Source organism: Actinoplanes sp. NBRC 103695 (genome assembly GCF_030269485.1).
Classification (GTDB): Bacteria; Actinomycetota; Actinomycetes; order Mycobacteriales; family Micromonosporaceae; genus Actinoplanes.
The window spans coordinates 282234-296646 of sequence record NZ_BSTL01000007.1 but is presented as its reverse complement, the minus strand read 5'-3'; the positions used below and the strand labels follow the sequence as shown (position 1 = coordinate 296646).

General features: G+C 69.1%; 15 protein-coding genes and 1 pseudogene. 9 read left to right on the top strand and 7 right to left on the bottom strand.

Annotated elements, in window-relative coordinates; translation table 11 throughout:
* Positions 1-39 precede the first annotated feature (39 nt).
* Both QSK31_RS14675 and QSK31_RS14670 read left to right on the top strand, forming a co-directional pair.
* Complete coding sequence (locus QSK31_RS14675; protein WP_285684312.1) at positions 40-1212, top strand: acyl-CoA dehydrogenase family protein; 1173 nt, start codon at positions 40-42, stop codon at positions 1210-1212.
* Positions 1213-1297: 85 nt separating this feature from the next.
* Positions 1298-2791 (top strand): long-chain-fatty-acid--CoA ligase, encoded by a 1494-nt coding sequence (locus tag QSK31_RS14670; RefSeq protein ID WP_285684310.1) that lies wholly within the window; start codon positions 1298-1300, stop codon positions 2789-2791.
* Here the strand turns inward: QSK31_RS14670 and QSK31_RS14665 are convergent.
* Positions 2768-3163, bottom strand: coding sequence for a (deoxy)nucleoside triphosphate pyrophosphohydrolase (locus QSK31_RS14665; RefSeq protein ID WP_285684308.1), 396 nt, complete (start codon positions 3161-3163; stop codon positions 2768-2770). The two genes, QSK31_RS14670 and QSK31_RS14665, sit on opposite strands and share 24 nt — an antisense overlap.
* 225 nt (positions 3164-3388) lie before the next feature.
* Here QSK31_RS14665 and QSK31_RS14660 point away from each other — a divergent pair, with 225 nt between their 5' ends.
* From QSK31_RS14660 to QSK31_RS14645, 4 genes are all read left to right on the top strand, one after another.
* Positions 3389-3709 carry a 4a-hydroxytetrahydrobiopterin dehydratase gene (locus QSK31_RS14660; protein ID WP_285684307.1) on the top strand — a complete coding sequence of 107 codons (321 nt, stop codon included), beginning with the start codon at positions 3389-3391 and terminating at the stop codon, positions 3707-3709.
* Positions 3710-3775: 66 nt separating this feature from the next.
* Complete coding sequence (locus QSK31_RS14655; protein WP_285684306.1) at positions 3776-4138, top strand: PH domain-containing protein; 363 nt, start codon at positions 3776-3778, stop codon at positions 4136-4138.
* 103 nt (positions 4139-4241) lie between these two features.
* Entirely contained in the window at positions 4242-7055 is a 2814-nt protein-coding gene (locus QSK31_RS14650) for a PQQ-dependent sugar dehydrogenase (protein WP_285684305.1), read from the top strand.
* A complete protein-coding gene (locus tag QSK31_RS14645) occupies positions 7052-8731 on the top strand; it encodes a ThuA domain-containing protein (RefSeq protein ID WP_285684304.1) in 1680 nt (559 codons plus the stop codon). Before QSK31_RS14650 ends, QSK31_RS14645 begins: the two co-directional genes overlap by 4 nt.
* Before the next feature lie 81 nt (positions 8732-8812).
* Here the strand turns inward: QSK31_RS14645 and QSK31_RS14640 are convergent, their stop codons facing one another.
* Both QSK31_RS14640 and QSK31_RS14635 read right to left on the bottom strand, forming a co-directional pair.
* Positions 8813-9577: a Type 1 glutamine amidotransferase-like domain-containing protein gene (locus QSK31_RS14640; protein WP_285684303.1), complete on the bottom strand. Its 765-nt coding sequence runs from the start codon at positions 9575-9577 to the stop codon at positions 8813-8815.
* Between the two features lie 8 nt (positions 9578-9585).
* Entirely contained in the window at positions 9586-10368 is a 783-nt protein-coding gene (locus QSK31_RS14635) for a G5 domain-containing protein (RefSeq protein ID WP_285684302.1), read from the bottom strand.
* 233 nt (positions 10369-10601) lie between these two features.
* On the opposite strand from QSK31_RS14635, the gene QSK31_RS14630 reads away from it, so the two are divergent.
* Positions 10602-11051, top strand: a complete 450-nt coding sequence (locus QSK31_RS14630; RefSeq protein WP_285684301.1) for a MarR family winged helix-turn-helix transcriptional regulator — start codon at positions 10602-10604, stop codon at positions 11049-11051.
* On the opposite strand, the pseudogene QSK31_RS14625 reads toward QSK31_RS14630, so the two are convergent.
* Positions 11040-11171: pseudogene (locus QSK31_RS14625) on the bottom strand (VOC family protein); the annotation flags it as partial. The gene QSK31_RS14630 and the pseudogene QSK31_RS14625 sit on opposite strands and share 12 nt — an antisense overlap.
* A gap of 58 nt (positions 11172-11229) precedes the next feature.
* The gene (locus tag QSK31_RS14620) at positions 11230-11427 is read right to left on the bottom strand and encodes a MerR family DNA-binding transcriptional regulator (protein WP_285684300.1); all 198 of its coding nucleotides are present in this window, start codon (positions 11425-11427) and stop codon (positions 11230-11232) included.
* Between the two features lie 68 nt (positions 11428-11495).
* Here QSK31_RS14620 and QSK31_RS14615 point away from each other — a divergent pair, with 68 nt between their 5' ends.
* Positions 11496-11972, top strand: a complete 477-nt coding sequence (locus tag QSK31_RS14615) for a hypothetical protein (protein ID WP_285684299.1) — start codon at positions 11496-11498, stop codon at positions 11970-11972.
* A gap of 17 nt (positions 11973-11989) precedes the next feature.
* A complete protein-coding gene (locus QSK31_RS14610; RefSeq protein ID WP_285684298.1) occupies positions 11990-13441 on the top strand; it encodes an MFS transporter in 1452 nt (483 codons plus the stop codon).
* On the opposite strand, the gene QSK31_RS14605 is transcribed toward QSK31_RS14610, so the two are convergent.
* Together QSK31_RS14605 and QSK31_RS14600 are read right to left on the bottom strand one after the other, a co-directional pair.
* The gene (locus QSK31_RS14605; RefSeq protein WP_285684297.1) at positions 13408-13902 is read right to left on the bottom strand and encodes an SRPBCC family protein; all 495 of its coding nucleotides are present in this window, start codon (positions 13900-13902) and stop codon (positions 13408-13410) included. The two genes, QSK31_RS14610 and QSK31_RS14605, sit on opposite strands and share 34 nt — an antisense overlap.
* Positions 13886-14233: an ArsR/SmtB family transcription factor gene (locus tag QSK31_RS14600; protein ID WP_285684296.1), complete on the bottom strand. Its 348-nt coding sequence runs from the start codon at positions 14231-14233 to the stop codon at positions 13886-13888. The genes QSK31_RS14605 and QSK31_RS14600 overlap by 17 nt, the downstream gene beginning before the upstream one ends.
* Positions 14234-14413 lie beyond the last annotated feature (180 nt).

Genomic DNA, 14413 nt, shown 5'->3' with positions numbered 1-14413 from the left:
CACTGGACGTGTTAAAACTTACACCGCTAGTTTATCCACATGGACTTCTCTCTGAGCGATGAGGAACGCGCGATCCGCGATACAGCACGGCAATTCATCGCGAAGGAGGTGATGCCGCTGGAGGCCGAGGTGCTCCGGCGAGAGCGCAAGGGCCAGAAAGGCCTGGAGCGCGGCGAACTCGTCGAGCTCCGGCAGAAGGCGAAGAAGTTCGGCTACTGGGGCCTGGGCACACCCGAGCAGTACGGCGGCATGGAGCTCCCCGCGCTGATGCAGTCCCTGATCTGGACCGAGGTGGGCCGCACGTACGTGCCGTTCAGCTTCGGCGGCGAGGCGGACAACATCCTGTACTACGCCAACGAGGAGCAGAAGCGCGAGTTCCTCCTGCCGACCATCGAGGGCGACCGCATCTCCTGCTTCGCCATCACCGAGCCGGGCGCCGGGTCGGACGCGGCGAACATCAAGCTCAGCGCCCGCCAGGACGGCGACGACTGGGTGCTGAACGGCGAGAAGACCTTCATCACCAACGGCAACGACGCGGACTTCTGCATCGTCGTCGCGGTCACCGACAAGGAGAAGGGCGTCCGCGGCGGGGGCACCACGGCGTTCCTGGTGGACCGCTCGATGGGCTGGCGCTCCGAGGTGATCGAGACGATGGGCGACGCCCGGCCGGCGTCGCTGATCTTCGACGACGTGCGGGTGCCCGCCCGCAACATCCTCGGCGAGATCGGCCAGGGCTTCGAGCTCGGTATGAAGTGGATCGGCCGCGGCCGCTACCTGATCCCATCAGCTGCGCTCGGCAGCGCGGAACGCGCGCTGGGCATGGCGATCGAGTACGCGAACACCCGCGAGACGTTCGGCCGGAAGATCGGTGAGAACCAGGCGATCCAGTGGATGATCGCCGATTCCGAGGTCGAGCTGGAGGCCGCGCGCTGGCTGATCCTGCGCGCCGCCTGGACCGTCGACCAGGATCTCGACCCGCGGCACGCGTCCTCGATGGCCAAGCTCTACGGCGGCGGCATGGTCAACCGGGTGATCGACCGGGTCATGCAGATCCACGGCGGCATGGGGTACACCCGCGAGCTGCCGATCGAGCGCTGGTACCGCGCGGTCCGCCTGATCCGCATCTACGAGGGCACCGACGAGATGCAGCGCCTGATCATCTCCCGCGACCTGCTGCGGGGGTACACCAAGATCGGAGGGCACCTGGCATGACCGCCTGCACCGAGCGACACTCGGCGGAGGCCAAGAACGGCCGCTCCCGCGAGGGCCAGAAGGGCATGCCGAAGGAGGGCTCAGAATGACCGTTCTCTCGCTCGCGACGATCCTGGCCGAGGCGGCGCGCCGGCGGCCGGACAAGGTGGCGGTGATCGACCACGCGGGCACCCGCCTGACGTACTCCGAGCTCTGGCAGGAGGCCCGCTCCTTCGCCGCCGGCCTGCGCGAGCTCGGGGTCCAGCCGGGCGACGTGATCGCCCTGCAGATCCCCAACGTCATCGACTTCCCCCGCGCCTACTACGGCGCCCTGGCCGCCGGTGCGGTCATCGTCCCCGTGCACCTGCTGCTGACACCGGACGAGATGGCGTACGTCCTGAAGGACAGCGGCGCCACGATGCTGATCGCCCACCCGAGCCAGACCGAGACCGCCACCCGGGCCTCGGAGCTGGCCGGCATCCGGGTGGTGAGCACGGCCGACATCCCGGCCGCCGAGCCGCTGGTCACCTACGTGACCCGCGAGGCCGAGGACACCGCGGTCATCTTCTACCCCAGCGGCACGACCGGGCAGCCGAAGGGCGCGCTGCTGACCCACCTGAACCTGGTCATGAACGCGACCGTGAACACGTTCGACGTGCACGACCCGCATTCCGACGACATCTCGATGGGCTGCCTGCCGCTGTTCCACACCTTCGGGCAGAGCGTCGCGATGAACGGCACCTTCCGGGCCGGCGGCACCCTCGTCCTGCTGCCCCGGTTCACCGGCGAGGCGGCGATCGAGCTGATGGTCCGCGAGGGCGCGACCATCTTCTACGGCGTGCCGACCATGTTCATCGGCCTGCTGGAAGCGGCGCCGAAGGCGGACCGGCTGCCCGACCTGCGGCTCTGCTTCTCCGGCGGCGCCTCGCTCCCGGTCGCCGTGCTGGAGAAGTTCTCCGAGGTCTTCCACTCGCCGATCTACGAGGGCTACGGCCTGTCCGAGACCTCGCCGACGGCGACCACCAACCAGCCGGCGTTCGGCACCCGGCCCGGCACCATCGGCCACCCGATCTGGGGCGTCGAGGCGGAGATCGCCCGGGCCGAGGTCGACGAGCGCATCGAGTTCCTGCCGACCGGCGAGCTCGGCGAGATCGTGGTCCGCGGGCACTGTGTCTTCGCCGGCTACCACAACCGGCCGGAGGCGACGGCCGAGGCGCTGGTCGACGGCTGGTTCCGCACCGGCGACCTGGGCCGCAAGGACGAGCTGGGCTTCATCACCATCGTCGACCGCAAGAAGGACCTGGTGATCCGCGGCGGCTTCAACGTCTATCCGCGCGAGGTGGAGGAGGCGCTGGCCCGGCATCCGGCGGTGCAGCAGGTGGCCGTGATCGGCATCCCGGACGCGACGCTCGGTGAGGAGATCTGCGCGGTGGTGGTGCCCGAGCCCGGCGGGATCACCGCCGACGAGCTGATCGAGTGGAGCAAGGAGAAGCTGGGCCGGCACAAGTACCCGCGGCAGGTCCGGTTCGTCGAGTCGCTGCCGCTCGGCCCCAGCTTCAAGGTCCTCAAGAGGGAGCTACGAAAGACCTTCTCCCAGTAGTAATCGAGGCAGTTCGGCGACGATCGGCTTGTCCGCCGGGAGCCACCGCACGCTGGTCAGCTCGTCCGGGCCGAGCCAGCGCATCGAGGTGTGTTCCAGGGCGCGCGGTACGTCGCCGCCGAGCAGGGTGACCGCGAAGACCCGGAGAACGGCCCGGCCGTGCGCGAGTGGCACGTCCGGGCCGACCCGTGCGCCCACCTCGACGCGCACGCCCAGCTCCTCGGCGCACTCGCGGGCCAGCGCCTCGGCGTCGGTCTCCCCCGGTTCCACTTTGCCGCCCGGGAACTCCCAGCGCCCGGCGACCTCGGGCGGGGCGGACCGCTCACAGGCGAGCACCCGGCCGCCCATGATGATCACCGCCGCCACAATCACTCTGCGTGACGACTGTGAGCTGACTGGGCGTTCCGGACGCATGGGGTGAGACCTTGCCACAAAAAGTCACCGTTCAGGTTGCCCCGAGCCGTCCCGATCGTCGGGAGAACACGGATATGTGGGCGTGGACATAGTTGACGCGGCAGACAAGACTGTCAGGACCGACCATGACGACACGGCGACAGTTTGGCCACAAGCCGGCAACGACGCCAAGGGGGTGCGGCGATGCGGGCCAGACGGCGGCGCGGGGCTAACTCTTCCGACTATCTCACCGACGCGCTCGGACTCCTGGAGGGCTGGGAGCGCGACGGTCTCGAGTTGCGGCGCGAGCTCGTCTGTGACGACAGCCAGCATGCCGCGCTGACCGAGCGGATCAAGGTAGCGGCCGACACACTGCGCATACGCCCCGCAATCCGGCGTACGGACGGTCACACCCAGATCAGCCTCAGTGCGGGCGAAGCAGACACGATCACCGACGGCCAGGTCACCTTGGCCGCTCGTATCGAGGACGCGTACCGCACGGTGGTCAACGCCTCGAGTTCCTAGTTCCAAGTCGCCTCGCGAGGGTCATGCCCCGGACGCGATTTTGAAGCCAGGAATAATCTGGAGTGCATGACCGAGCCGGTGTTCGACAACAAGGCCCAGTACAAGCAGATCGAGAGCGGTCTGCTGGACGGCGAGCAGATCATCGCGGTATACGACGCGGTCGGCGTCGGCACCGGCTTCATCGGGCTGACGACGCGCCGGGTGATCATCCAGGACAAGTCCTTCATGGGTAAGCGCTTCGCGATCACGAGCATCCCGTACTCGAAGATCAGCAGCGTCAGCGTGGTGAGCAACAAGAGCATCGCCGGCCAGTACTTCTCGACCGGCAACATCGCCATCACCGTGGGCCAGCACGTCTACGAGGTCGAGTTCCGAGGCTCGGAGAAGACCCACCACGTTCACAACGTGATCTTGCATTACGCCTCGTAGGCCGTGGGACTTTTGTTCCGGAACGCAGAAGTATTTACAGCTCGACGCAAAGTGCCCTAGGGTCGCGTTCACACGCCGGTAATAATCCCCCTAAGGCGGAGCCATGCGTCGCAGGCATCGATTTATCTACACGCTTGGATCGTCACTGCTGGTCGCAGGCTTACTGGGCGTCCCCGCGCCGGCCACCGCGCACAGCATCGATCCGGCCGACTTCCAGCAGGTCACCCTGGCCCGAGGCGTCGCCGAAGTGGGCGAGCCGATGGCCATCGCGGTGCTCCCCGACCGCTCGGTCCTGCACACCGCCCGGGACGGCACACTGCGCCGCACCGACGCCAGTGGCACCACCTCGGTGGCCGGGACGCTGCCCGTCTACAACCATGACGAAGAGGGTTTGCAGGGCGTCGGGGTCGACCCGGGCTTCGCCACCAACCGGTTCATCTACCTCTACTACGCGCCGCCGCTGAGCACCCCGGCCGGGGACGCTCCCCCCACCGGCAGCGACTGGTCCGCCTGGCAGGGCGTCAACCGGCTGTCCCGCTTCACGCTGAACGCCAACTTCACGCTGAACACGGCCAGCAAGGTGGACGTGCTCGACGTGAAGGCCGACCGCGGCCTCTGCTGCCACGTCGGCGGCGACATCGACTTCGACGCCGCCGGCAACCTCTATCTGTCCACCGGGGACGACAGCAACCCGTTCGACTCGGCCGGGTTCTCGCCGATCGACGAGCGCACCAACCGCAACCCCGCGTACGACGCGCAGCGCAGCGCCGGCAACACCAACGACCTGCGCGGCAAGGTGTTGCGGATCAAGGTGCAGCCGAACGGCACGTACACGATCCCGGCGGGCAACCTCTTCGCCCCGGGTACCGCGAACACCCGTCCCGAGATCTACGCGATGGGCTTCCGCAACCCGTTCCGGATGAGCGTCGACAAGCAGACCGGCGTCGTCTACCTCGGCGACTACGGACCGGACTCGGGCGCCACCGACTCCGCGCGCGGGCCCAGCGGCCAGGTCGAGTTCAACCGGATCACCAGCCCGGGCAACTACGGCTGGCCGTACTGCACCGGCACCAACACCACGACCGAGACCTACAACGAGTGGAATTTCGCGACCAACTCCACCGGCCCGAAGTTCAACTGCGCCGGCGGTCCGACCAACAACTCGTTCCGTAACACCGGGCAGACCACGCTGCCACCGGCCCGCCCGGCCTGGATCCGGTACGGCGGCGACGCCGGCACCCCGGCCGAGTTCGGCGGCGGCTCCGAATCACCGATGGCCGGCCCGGTCTACCACTTCGACCCGAACCTGAACTCGCCGACGAAGTTCCCGGCCGCCATGGACAACCAGTTCTTCGCCGGCGAGCTCGGACGCGGGTGGATCAAGCCGATCCACCTCAACAGCGACGGCTCCCGAGGCACGATCGACGCCTTCCCGTGGGCAGGCAAGCAGGTCATGGACATGGCCTTCGGCCCGGAGGGCGCGCTCTACGTGCTCGACTACGGCACCGGCTACTTCAACGGCGACGCCAACTCGGCGCTGTACCGCTTCGACTACATCTCCGGACAGAACCGGGCGCCGATCCCGGTGGCGTCCGCGACCCCGACCTCCGGCCAGGCGCCGCTCACCGTGGCGTTCTCGTCCGCCGGGTCGTCCGATCCGGACGGTGACGCGCTCACCTACTCGTGGAACTTCGGCGACGGCACCTCCTCCACGGCGGCGAACCCGACGAAGACCTACACCGCGAACGGCACCTACAACGTGACGCTCACCGCCCGGGATCCGTCAGGCGCCACCGGCACCGCGAGCGTCCAGGTCGGCGTCGGCAACACGGCGCCGTCGATCACCATCACGTCCCCGCCGGACGGATCGCTGTTCTCGTACGGCGACACGGTCCCGTTCTCCTTCACGGTCACCGATCCGGAGGACGGCTCGATCAACTGCGCCCGGGCCAAGATGACCTACGTGCTGGGCCACGACAGCCACGGCCACCAGATCACGTCGGTCAACGGCTGCTCCGGGCAGATCACCATCCCGGTCGACGGTGAGCACGACAGCGCGGCGAACATCTTCGCGGTGTTCGACGCCGAGTACACCGACGCCGGCGGCCTGACCACGCACAAGCAGCACATCCTGCAGCCGCGACGCCGGCAGGCCGAGCACTTCAAGACCTCGTCCGGCATCAACACGTTCGACAAGACGGCGGCCGAGGGCGGCAAGACGGTCGGCGACATCAACAACGGCGACTGGATCGCGTTCACCCCCTACCGCCTCTCCGGCGTCACCTCGTTCACCGCGCGGGCCTCCTCCGGCGGCACCGGCGGGACGCTGCAGATCCGGGCCGGCTCACCGACCGGCACGGTGCTCGGTTCGGCCACCGTCCCGGTGACCGGGTCGTGGGAGACGTTCGCCAACGTCACCGGCACGATCAGCGGAGCCCCGGCGGCCACCACCACGCTCTACCTGACGTTCGCCGGTTCCGGCACCGCGGCGCTGTACGACCTGGACGCCTTCACCCTGAACACCGGGTCGGCCACCCGCACCGGCCCGGTCCGCGGCCTGTCGAGCAAGTGCCTCGACGTGGACGGTGCCAAGACCGCGGACGGCACCAAGATCCAGCTCTACACCTGCAACAACAGCACCGCGCAGAACTGGACGGTGGCCACCAACGGCTCGCTGCAGGCGCTGGGCAAGTGCCTGGACGTGGCCGGCGGCGCGACCGTCAACGGGACCAAGGCCCAGCTCTACACCTGCAACAACTCGGCCGCGCAGGTCTGGTCGCCGCAGGCCGACGGCACGCTGAAGAACCCCCAGTCCGGCCGCTGCCTGGACGTGCTCGAGAACAACCCCGCCGACGGCCAGCAGATCCACATCTGGGACTGCCTGGGCGCGGCCAGCCAGAAGTGGGTGTTGCCATGATCGGTCAGATCCTCGCGGCGATGATGTTGATCCCGGCCGCGGCGCCGGCACCGGCGATCGCCGACGATCCGTACGACGTGCTGGTCTTCTCCAAGACGGCCGGGTTCCGGCACGACTCCATCCCGGCCGGGATCCAGACGGTCCGCGATCTGGGCGCCGCCAACGGGTTCACGGTGACCGCCACCGAGGACGCCGGCGCGTTCACCGCCGCGAACCTCGCGAACTACGAGGCCGTCGTCTTCATGAGCACGACCGGCGACGTGCTGAACGCCGGCCAGCAGACCGCCTTCGAGTCGTACATCCGCGGGGGCGGCGGCTACGTGGGCGTGCACGCGGCCGCCGACACCGAGTACGACTGGCCGTTCTACGGCGAACTGGTCGGCGCCTGGTTCAACTCGCACCCGGCGATCCAGCAGGCCACCGTCCGCACCGAGGACCGGGGGCACGCCGCCACCGCGCACCTGCCGCAGGCCTGGAACCGCACCGACGAGTGGTACAACTACCGCACCAACCCGCGGTCCACCGCGCACGTGCTGAGCACGCTGGACGAGTCCACCTACAGCGGTGGCGGGATGGGCGCCGACCACCCGATCACGTGGTGCAAGACGCTGACCGGTGGCCGCTCGTTCTACACCGGCCTCGGCCACACGCAGGAGTCGTACGCCGACCCGCTCTTCCGTCAGGAACTGCTCGGCGGCATCCGGTACGCGGCCAAGCAGGCCAACGCCGACTGCCGCCCGGAGACCGGCTACACCGCCATCTACAACGGATCGACCGCCGGCTGGAGCCAGGCCGGGCCGGGGTCGTTCACCAACACCGACGCCACGCTCACCTCGACCGGCGGCATGGGCCTGTTCTGGTACCAGGCGAAGCAGTACACCAGCTACTCGTTGAAGCTGGACTGGAAGATGGCCGGCGACGACAACAGCGGCGTGTTCATCGGCTTCCCGCCCTCGACCGACCCGTGGTCGGCGGTGGACAACGGGTATGAGATCCAGATCGACCCGACCGACGCGAACGACCGCACCACCGGCTCGGTGTACACGTTCAAGTCCGCCGACCTGGCCGCCCGCGACGCCGCGCTCAACCCGGCCGGCGAGTGGAACGCCTACGAACTGCTCGTCGAGGGCGAGCGCCTGCAGATCTTCCTGAACGGGGTCAAGATCAACGACTTCACCAACACCAACCCGGTGCGGTCGCTCGCCGGCCACATTGGTCTCCAGAACCACGGGACAGGTGACGACGTGTCATTCCGCAACGTCCGCATCAAGGAGCTGGGCGGCACCACGCCGCCGACCGGAGTCGGGCCGATCGTCGGCCTGGCCAACAAGTGCCTCGACGTGGACGGTGGAAAGACCGCCGACGGCACCAAGATCCAGCTCTACACCTGCAACAACAGCAGTGCGCAGAGCTGGACCCGGACCGGGAACACGTTCCGCGCGCTCGGCAAGTGCCTGGACATCTCCGGCGGCGCGAGCGCCGACGGCACCAAGGTGCAGCTCTACACGTGCAACAACAGCGGCGCCCAGAACTGGACGCCGCAATCCAACGGCACCATCGTCAACCCGCAGTCCGGCAAGTGTCTCGACGTGAGCGAGAACAACCCCGCCGACCGTCAGCAGATCCACATCTGGACGTGCACCGCAGCCGCGAACCAGATCTGGAGACTGCCCTAGTCAAATGCCCAGTTCCACATTCGCCCCGGGTGCAGTCGCCTCGGAAGTGAATGTGGAACCGGGCACCCTCGTCCCGATTGACTAGGTGGGTTGTCCCCAGCGGCCCGGCCATGGGTCGGGCAGCACCCGGGTCGGCAAGGATGTCTCGCTCACCAGGCCCTCGGGGGTACGTCTCAGCTCGTACCCCCGAGGGCCTTCCCGGTCCGCGACCACCTCGGACAGTTCGGTACCCCGGTAGACCAGCCCCGCGCCGTCGTCGGTGGCGTAGCCGTCCGGCAGCGTGCCGTTCCCGATGAACTCGTGCATCCGCGGCCGGCGCCGCTCCTCGGCGTCGTAGTGCACACCGTTGCTGTACGGCAGGAAGCCCAGCCCGTCGGTGAACGCGCTCAGCTCGTACGTGAAACTGTCCGTGCTGCCGCCGGTGTGCCAGCAGATCGAGCCGGCCGAGACGCCGCCGAGCACCACTCCGGCCTGCCACGCCTCGTGCAGGATGTCCGGTAGCCCGTGCACCCGCCACACCGCGCACAGGTTCGCCACGCTGCCGCCGCCGACCCAGATCACGTCCTGGGCCAGCAGGTGCTCGCGGATGTTCTCGACGTTCGGCATCGGGAAGAGCGCCAGATGCGACACGGTGAACTCGGTGCCGGCGAACGCGGCGTACGTCGCGCCGATGCGGCTCTCCGGGTCGCCGGTCGCCTGGTTGAGGAAGCAGATCCGCGGCGCCGAGGCGTTCGCGAGCTCGGCGGCGAAGTAGTGGATCGGCCCCGGCCGCATCGACATCGGGCCGTAGCTGCCCGGCCGTGCCGAAGCACTGGTCGCGAGGATGGTGGGTGCGTCAGCGGTCACCGTCCCATTTAACAGAGCAGGCCGGGCTCCAGCTCCAGCGCCCTGACGTCCTCCGCGGAGAGGATGGCGGACAGATCCTCGGTGCTCTCGATGGACTTCTCGCAGGCGGCATTGCGCCACATCGGCCCGCAGCGGTCGTGCCGGCAGTGCTTGCGACGGGTGCCGAACGCCACCACGCGGTGCTGCGGCTCCCGGGTGACCCGCGAGTCCAGCAGACGCCGCTCGCCCGGCCGGCCGTCGGTCATCGTGATCACGTAGCGCAGCAGTTCCTCGCCCGGCACGCCCGGCGTCTGGATCCGCTTGGCGCCACGCGGCAGCGACGGGTCGCGGACCAGCCGGGTCCGGAACGGGATGGCCCGGCGTTCGGTCTCGGTCCGGGTGGTGACCTGCGGCGGCGCGGTGGCCGCGGGCTCGGCGGCCGGCACGCGAGGTGCAGCGGCGCGCGGCGGTGCCTCGTTCTGTTTCGCCGGGGTACGCGGGGCGGTCCGGTCGACCCGCTCATGGGTACGCCGGACCGGCTCGGCCCGTTTCTGCGCCTCGCCGACGGGACCGGCGTGCCCACCCGTGCCGGTGGTGCTTCTCGTGTCCGCGGGCGCCGCGACCGGCCCCGGCACGACCGGCGCCGCGACGACCGTCCGCCCTTCGCCGACCTGCGTGACGAACCGCGGCTCCTGCTTGGTCAACTGGGCGATCCCGGCGGCGCCGCCGGCGATCACCATGAGGACGGCGCTGGCCCCGGCAGTCATCCGTACGCCGAACGGCAGCCGGGCCCACCAAGACTTTCGTGGCATTTCGAGCAGATGCTGCCATGAGTCACTAGTTGTCTGGTTTTGCACCAGAGCATTGTGCAGGGTTCCGACGCGCTTGCAACCACTTCGGCGGTCCCCCGATCGACGGACCCCTCGGCGCGTCACCCAGCGGCCGCCGATCCGTTAGCCGACCCTGGCGCGCATGTATGCGCCATTTACTTGCCACGTCAACTATCCGGGCAAACGGTCCTGACCAGGCCGTAGGATCGCCAATCATGCCGCCCGAGCCACTGACCGCCGACGAGGAAGCGGTCATGCGCGCCCTGGGCCGGGTGATGATGGTCCTGCCCCGCCAGCTGGACGCCGACCTGGCACACGGCGAGCGGATGTCGCTCAGCGAGTACTCGGCGCTGCGCCACCTCTCCGAGACACCCGGGCGCCGGCTGCGGATGAGCGAGCTGGCCGGGGCGTGCGACATGTCGCTGAGCGGGATGACCCGGCTGGCCGGCAAGCTCGAACGGGACGGTCACGTGGAGCGGGTCCGGTGCGACCGGGACGCGCGCGGGCTGGAGGCGGTGCTCACCGACAAGGGCCTGGCGCGGCTAAGGGCGGCCTGGCCGACGCACCTGGAAAGCGTGCGCCGGCACATCTTCGACCACCTCACCGAGCTCGACCTGGCCAAGCTGGCCGGCGCGCTCGACCGGATCAGCGACTCAGGCGGATAGGCCCGCGCCCAGGTCGAACTCATTACCCTCCGGGTCGGTGAAGGTGATCCACTCGGTCCCGTACTCGGCGTGCTCCGACTGCTTCACCGCACCCAGCCCCATCAGCCGGTCCGCCCCGACACGCCAATCCGGCCGCGTTCGCGCAGTCGATGACGATCTGTTCGATGGACAGCATCACTCAGCTCCCTTGATCGGCCAGTAGACCTCGGTACGCCACCGGGACGAATCTCCCGTGTCGGCGGGTGTCACCAGATAGACCTCGCGGATCGGGCCCTCCGCCCGGCACCAGCACCCCCACCTCGTGGTAACGGTGCAGCGTCTTGACCGGCAGATGGGTGAGGCGGCTGAACTCACCGATCGTGATCGTCGCGGGCATGGCCAACACTGTGCACCCTCCGGCAGCCGGAGGGTCAAGCAGTTGTCCGCGTTCACTACCGTGCATCCATGGCCCTGACCTATGTGCGTGCCATCGGATCAGCCCTCGCGCAGGGGGCGCTGACCGCCTCCTGGATCGCCGCGCGTGAGCTCCCCACCCGGCAGCGCCGCCTCGTCCGCGCCGGTGCGACCGTGTCGATCGCCGCGGTCGGGTGGTTCTCCTCCGCGAGCGACGAACGCTCGATCGACTGGACGGCCGGTGAGGGCGTGACCGTGAAGGCGACGCCGGACGACACCCCACAGCCGCTGGACGCGCGCCGGGTCGCGGTGAGCCTGATGCTCGGCGGGCTGAGCATCGGCATGCTGGTCGGGCGACGGCAGTTGGAGAAGCGGTGGCTCGCGCGGCTCGAGGAGAAGGGCCACGAGCACCCGCACCGGGCGCTGGCGCTGCGGCTCGGCCTGCTCACGGTGGCGACGACGCTGCCCGGCCGCCTGCAGGCCGCCCGGGACGCTCAGCGCAAGGCGGTTGACCTCGATCGAGGTTGAGGTTCTAGCGTCGGGAGGTGATTCTCCGCCGCCCGTACGCCCTGACCACGATCGGCTCGTGGAGCCTGGTCTTCCTGGCCGCCTTCGAGTCGCTGGCGGTCACCACGATCATGCCGGTGGTCACCGCCGACCTGGACGGGCGCGCCCTGTACTCCCTGGCGTTCTCGGCGACGCTGGCCGCGTCGGTGATCGCCATGGTCATCGCCGGCGCCTGGGCGGACGGCCGCGGCCCGGCGAAACCGCTGCTCACCGCCATCGCCCTGTTCGCGGCCGGGCTGGCCGTCGCCGGCCTGGCGCCGGTCATGAGCGTGTTCATCGGCGGCCGTTTCCTGCAGGGCCTCGGCGCCGGCGGCATCACCGTGTCCCTGTACGTGCTGATCGCCAAGCTCTACCCCGCCGACCTGCACATCAAGATCTTCGGTGCCTTCGCCTCGGCGTGGGTACTTCCGTCGATCGTCGGCCCGTTCGCCGCCGGCGTGATCGCCGACGCGCTCAGCTGGCACTGGGTCTTCCTCGGCGTGCTCGTCCTGGTCGCGGCCGCCACCGCCCTGGTCCTCCCGTCCCTGCGCCAGCCGCGCCCCGGCCCGCCTGCCGCGCATGTCGATCCACGTCTCGACCCGCCCGCCGCGCGTCCCGCCCCGCCGGCCGCGTCACACCCGGCCCCGCGCGCCGATCCGCCCCCGCACGCCGGGCCCGGCCCCGAACCGTTTCTCGACGCCGGCCGGGTCAGCGGCGCCGTTCTGCTGGCCGCCGCGGTGGTCGCCCTCAGCTACACCGCCGACCTCGACCAGCGGCTCGCCTGGGCATTCGCCCCCGTAGCCGTGATCATCATCGCGGTCGCCACCAAACGCCTCGTCCCGCCCGGGACCTACCGGGCGCGGCGCGGGCTGCCCGCCGCCGTCCTGCTCTGCGGCGCGGCCGGCGCGGTGTTCTTCGGCACCGAGGTCTACCTGCCGTTACTGCTGCAGGATCGCTACGGCCTCGCGGCCTGGCTCTCCGGCGTCACCCTGACCGCCGCGGCGGTCTCCTGGGCACTGGCCTCCGCGGTGCAGGCCCGGCTGGGCGATCGGTTGCGCCCGGTGACTGCTCTGCGTACGGGCGCAACCCTGCTCGCCGCCGGTGCCGTCACCGAGCTCATCGCCGCCACTCTGCTCCTGCCACCGCTCGTGGTGGCGGCCGGCTGGTTCCTCGCCGGGTTCGGGATGGGCACCCTCTATCCGCAGATCAGCACACTCGTCCTGGCGTACTCGGAACCGGGTCGTGAGGGTTTCAACACCTCCGCGAAGAGCATCACCGACGCGGCGGGCGGAAGCACCAGCCTCGCCCTCACCGGGCTGATCTTCGCCACGGTGACGAGGGCGCCGTTCGTGGGCGTCCTCGTCTTCACCAGCATCATCGCGCTGACCGTGGTGGCGCTGGCCGGACGGGCCGGCGCTCAGGAGAGGGAGTCAGCCACGATCTCCAGCTGATCCATCGACTCCTGCATCCCACCCTCCATCCCGGAGGCGATCACCGCGTCCCGATCGGCGACGTCCTTGTACTCGCAGAGCATCTCCATGTAGGTGCGCCCGTCCTTCTCGGTGAACGTCACCGTGACCAGGCCGGTGTGCTCGTCCGGCTCGGGCAGCCCCTCGAACACCTCGGTGTTGACCAGCCGCGCAGGCGCCTCGATCTCCCGGTAGACCCCGCGGAACGCCACCTCGAAGCCGCCGTCGGCGCCCATCACGTACCGCCAGGATCCGCCGACCCGCAGATCGATCTCGGCGCTGGTCACGCTCCCGCGCTGCCCCGCCCACCACCGCTTGACCAGGTCCGGCGTGGTGTACGCCTTCCACACCAGGGCCCGCGGCGCGTTGAACTCGCGCGTGATCAGGATCTGGTTGTCGGCCGGGAGCGAAACCCTCGCGGTCCCACTAGTCGTCGTTGCCATCGTCGTCCTCCTTGAGCTCGTCAAGCACTTCATCCAGAAGGTCGAACCGCTCGCTCCACATCTGTTCGTAGATCTGGAGCCAGTCATGGATCGACCGGAGCGGTCCCGCGTTCAGCCGGTACATCCGCTGCCGCCCCTCGTCGCGAACCCTCACCAGGTCCACCTCCCGCAGGACACGTAGGTGCTTGGACACCTGCGGCTGAGCCAGCCCGAGCAGCTCGACCAGATCGTTGACGGGCCGTTCCCCCCGAGCCAGCAGATCAAGAATCTGCCGCCGCCGAGGCTCCGCGACCGCATTGAACGCGTCAGTGGTGGTTGCTGCTCGTGCCATGCTCAGAATCATATTCCCATACGGGCATACGTCAAGAGGGTGTGCCAGGAAATTCCGTATCGGCCTGTTGACGGAAAGTGAGATCGCGGGAGGCGCCGGTGACAACGCCCCAGGTCAGCGACCCCTCCAACGTACCTGGCCTCTCGCTCACCTCGCGATCTGTCCACAGAGGGTGACCCT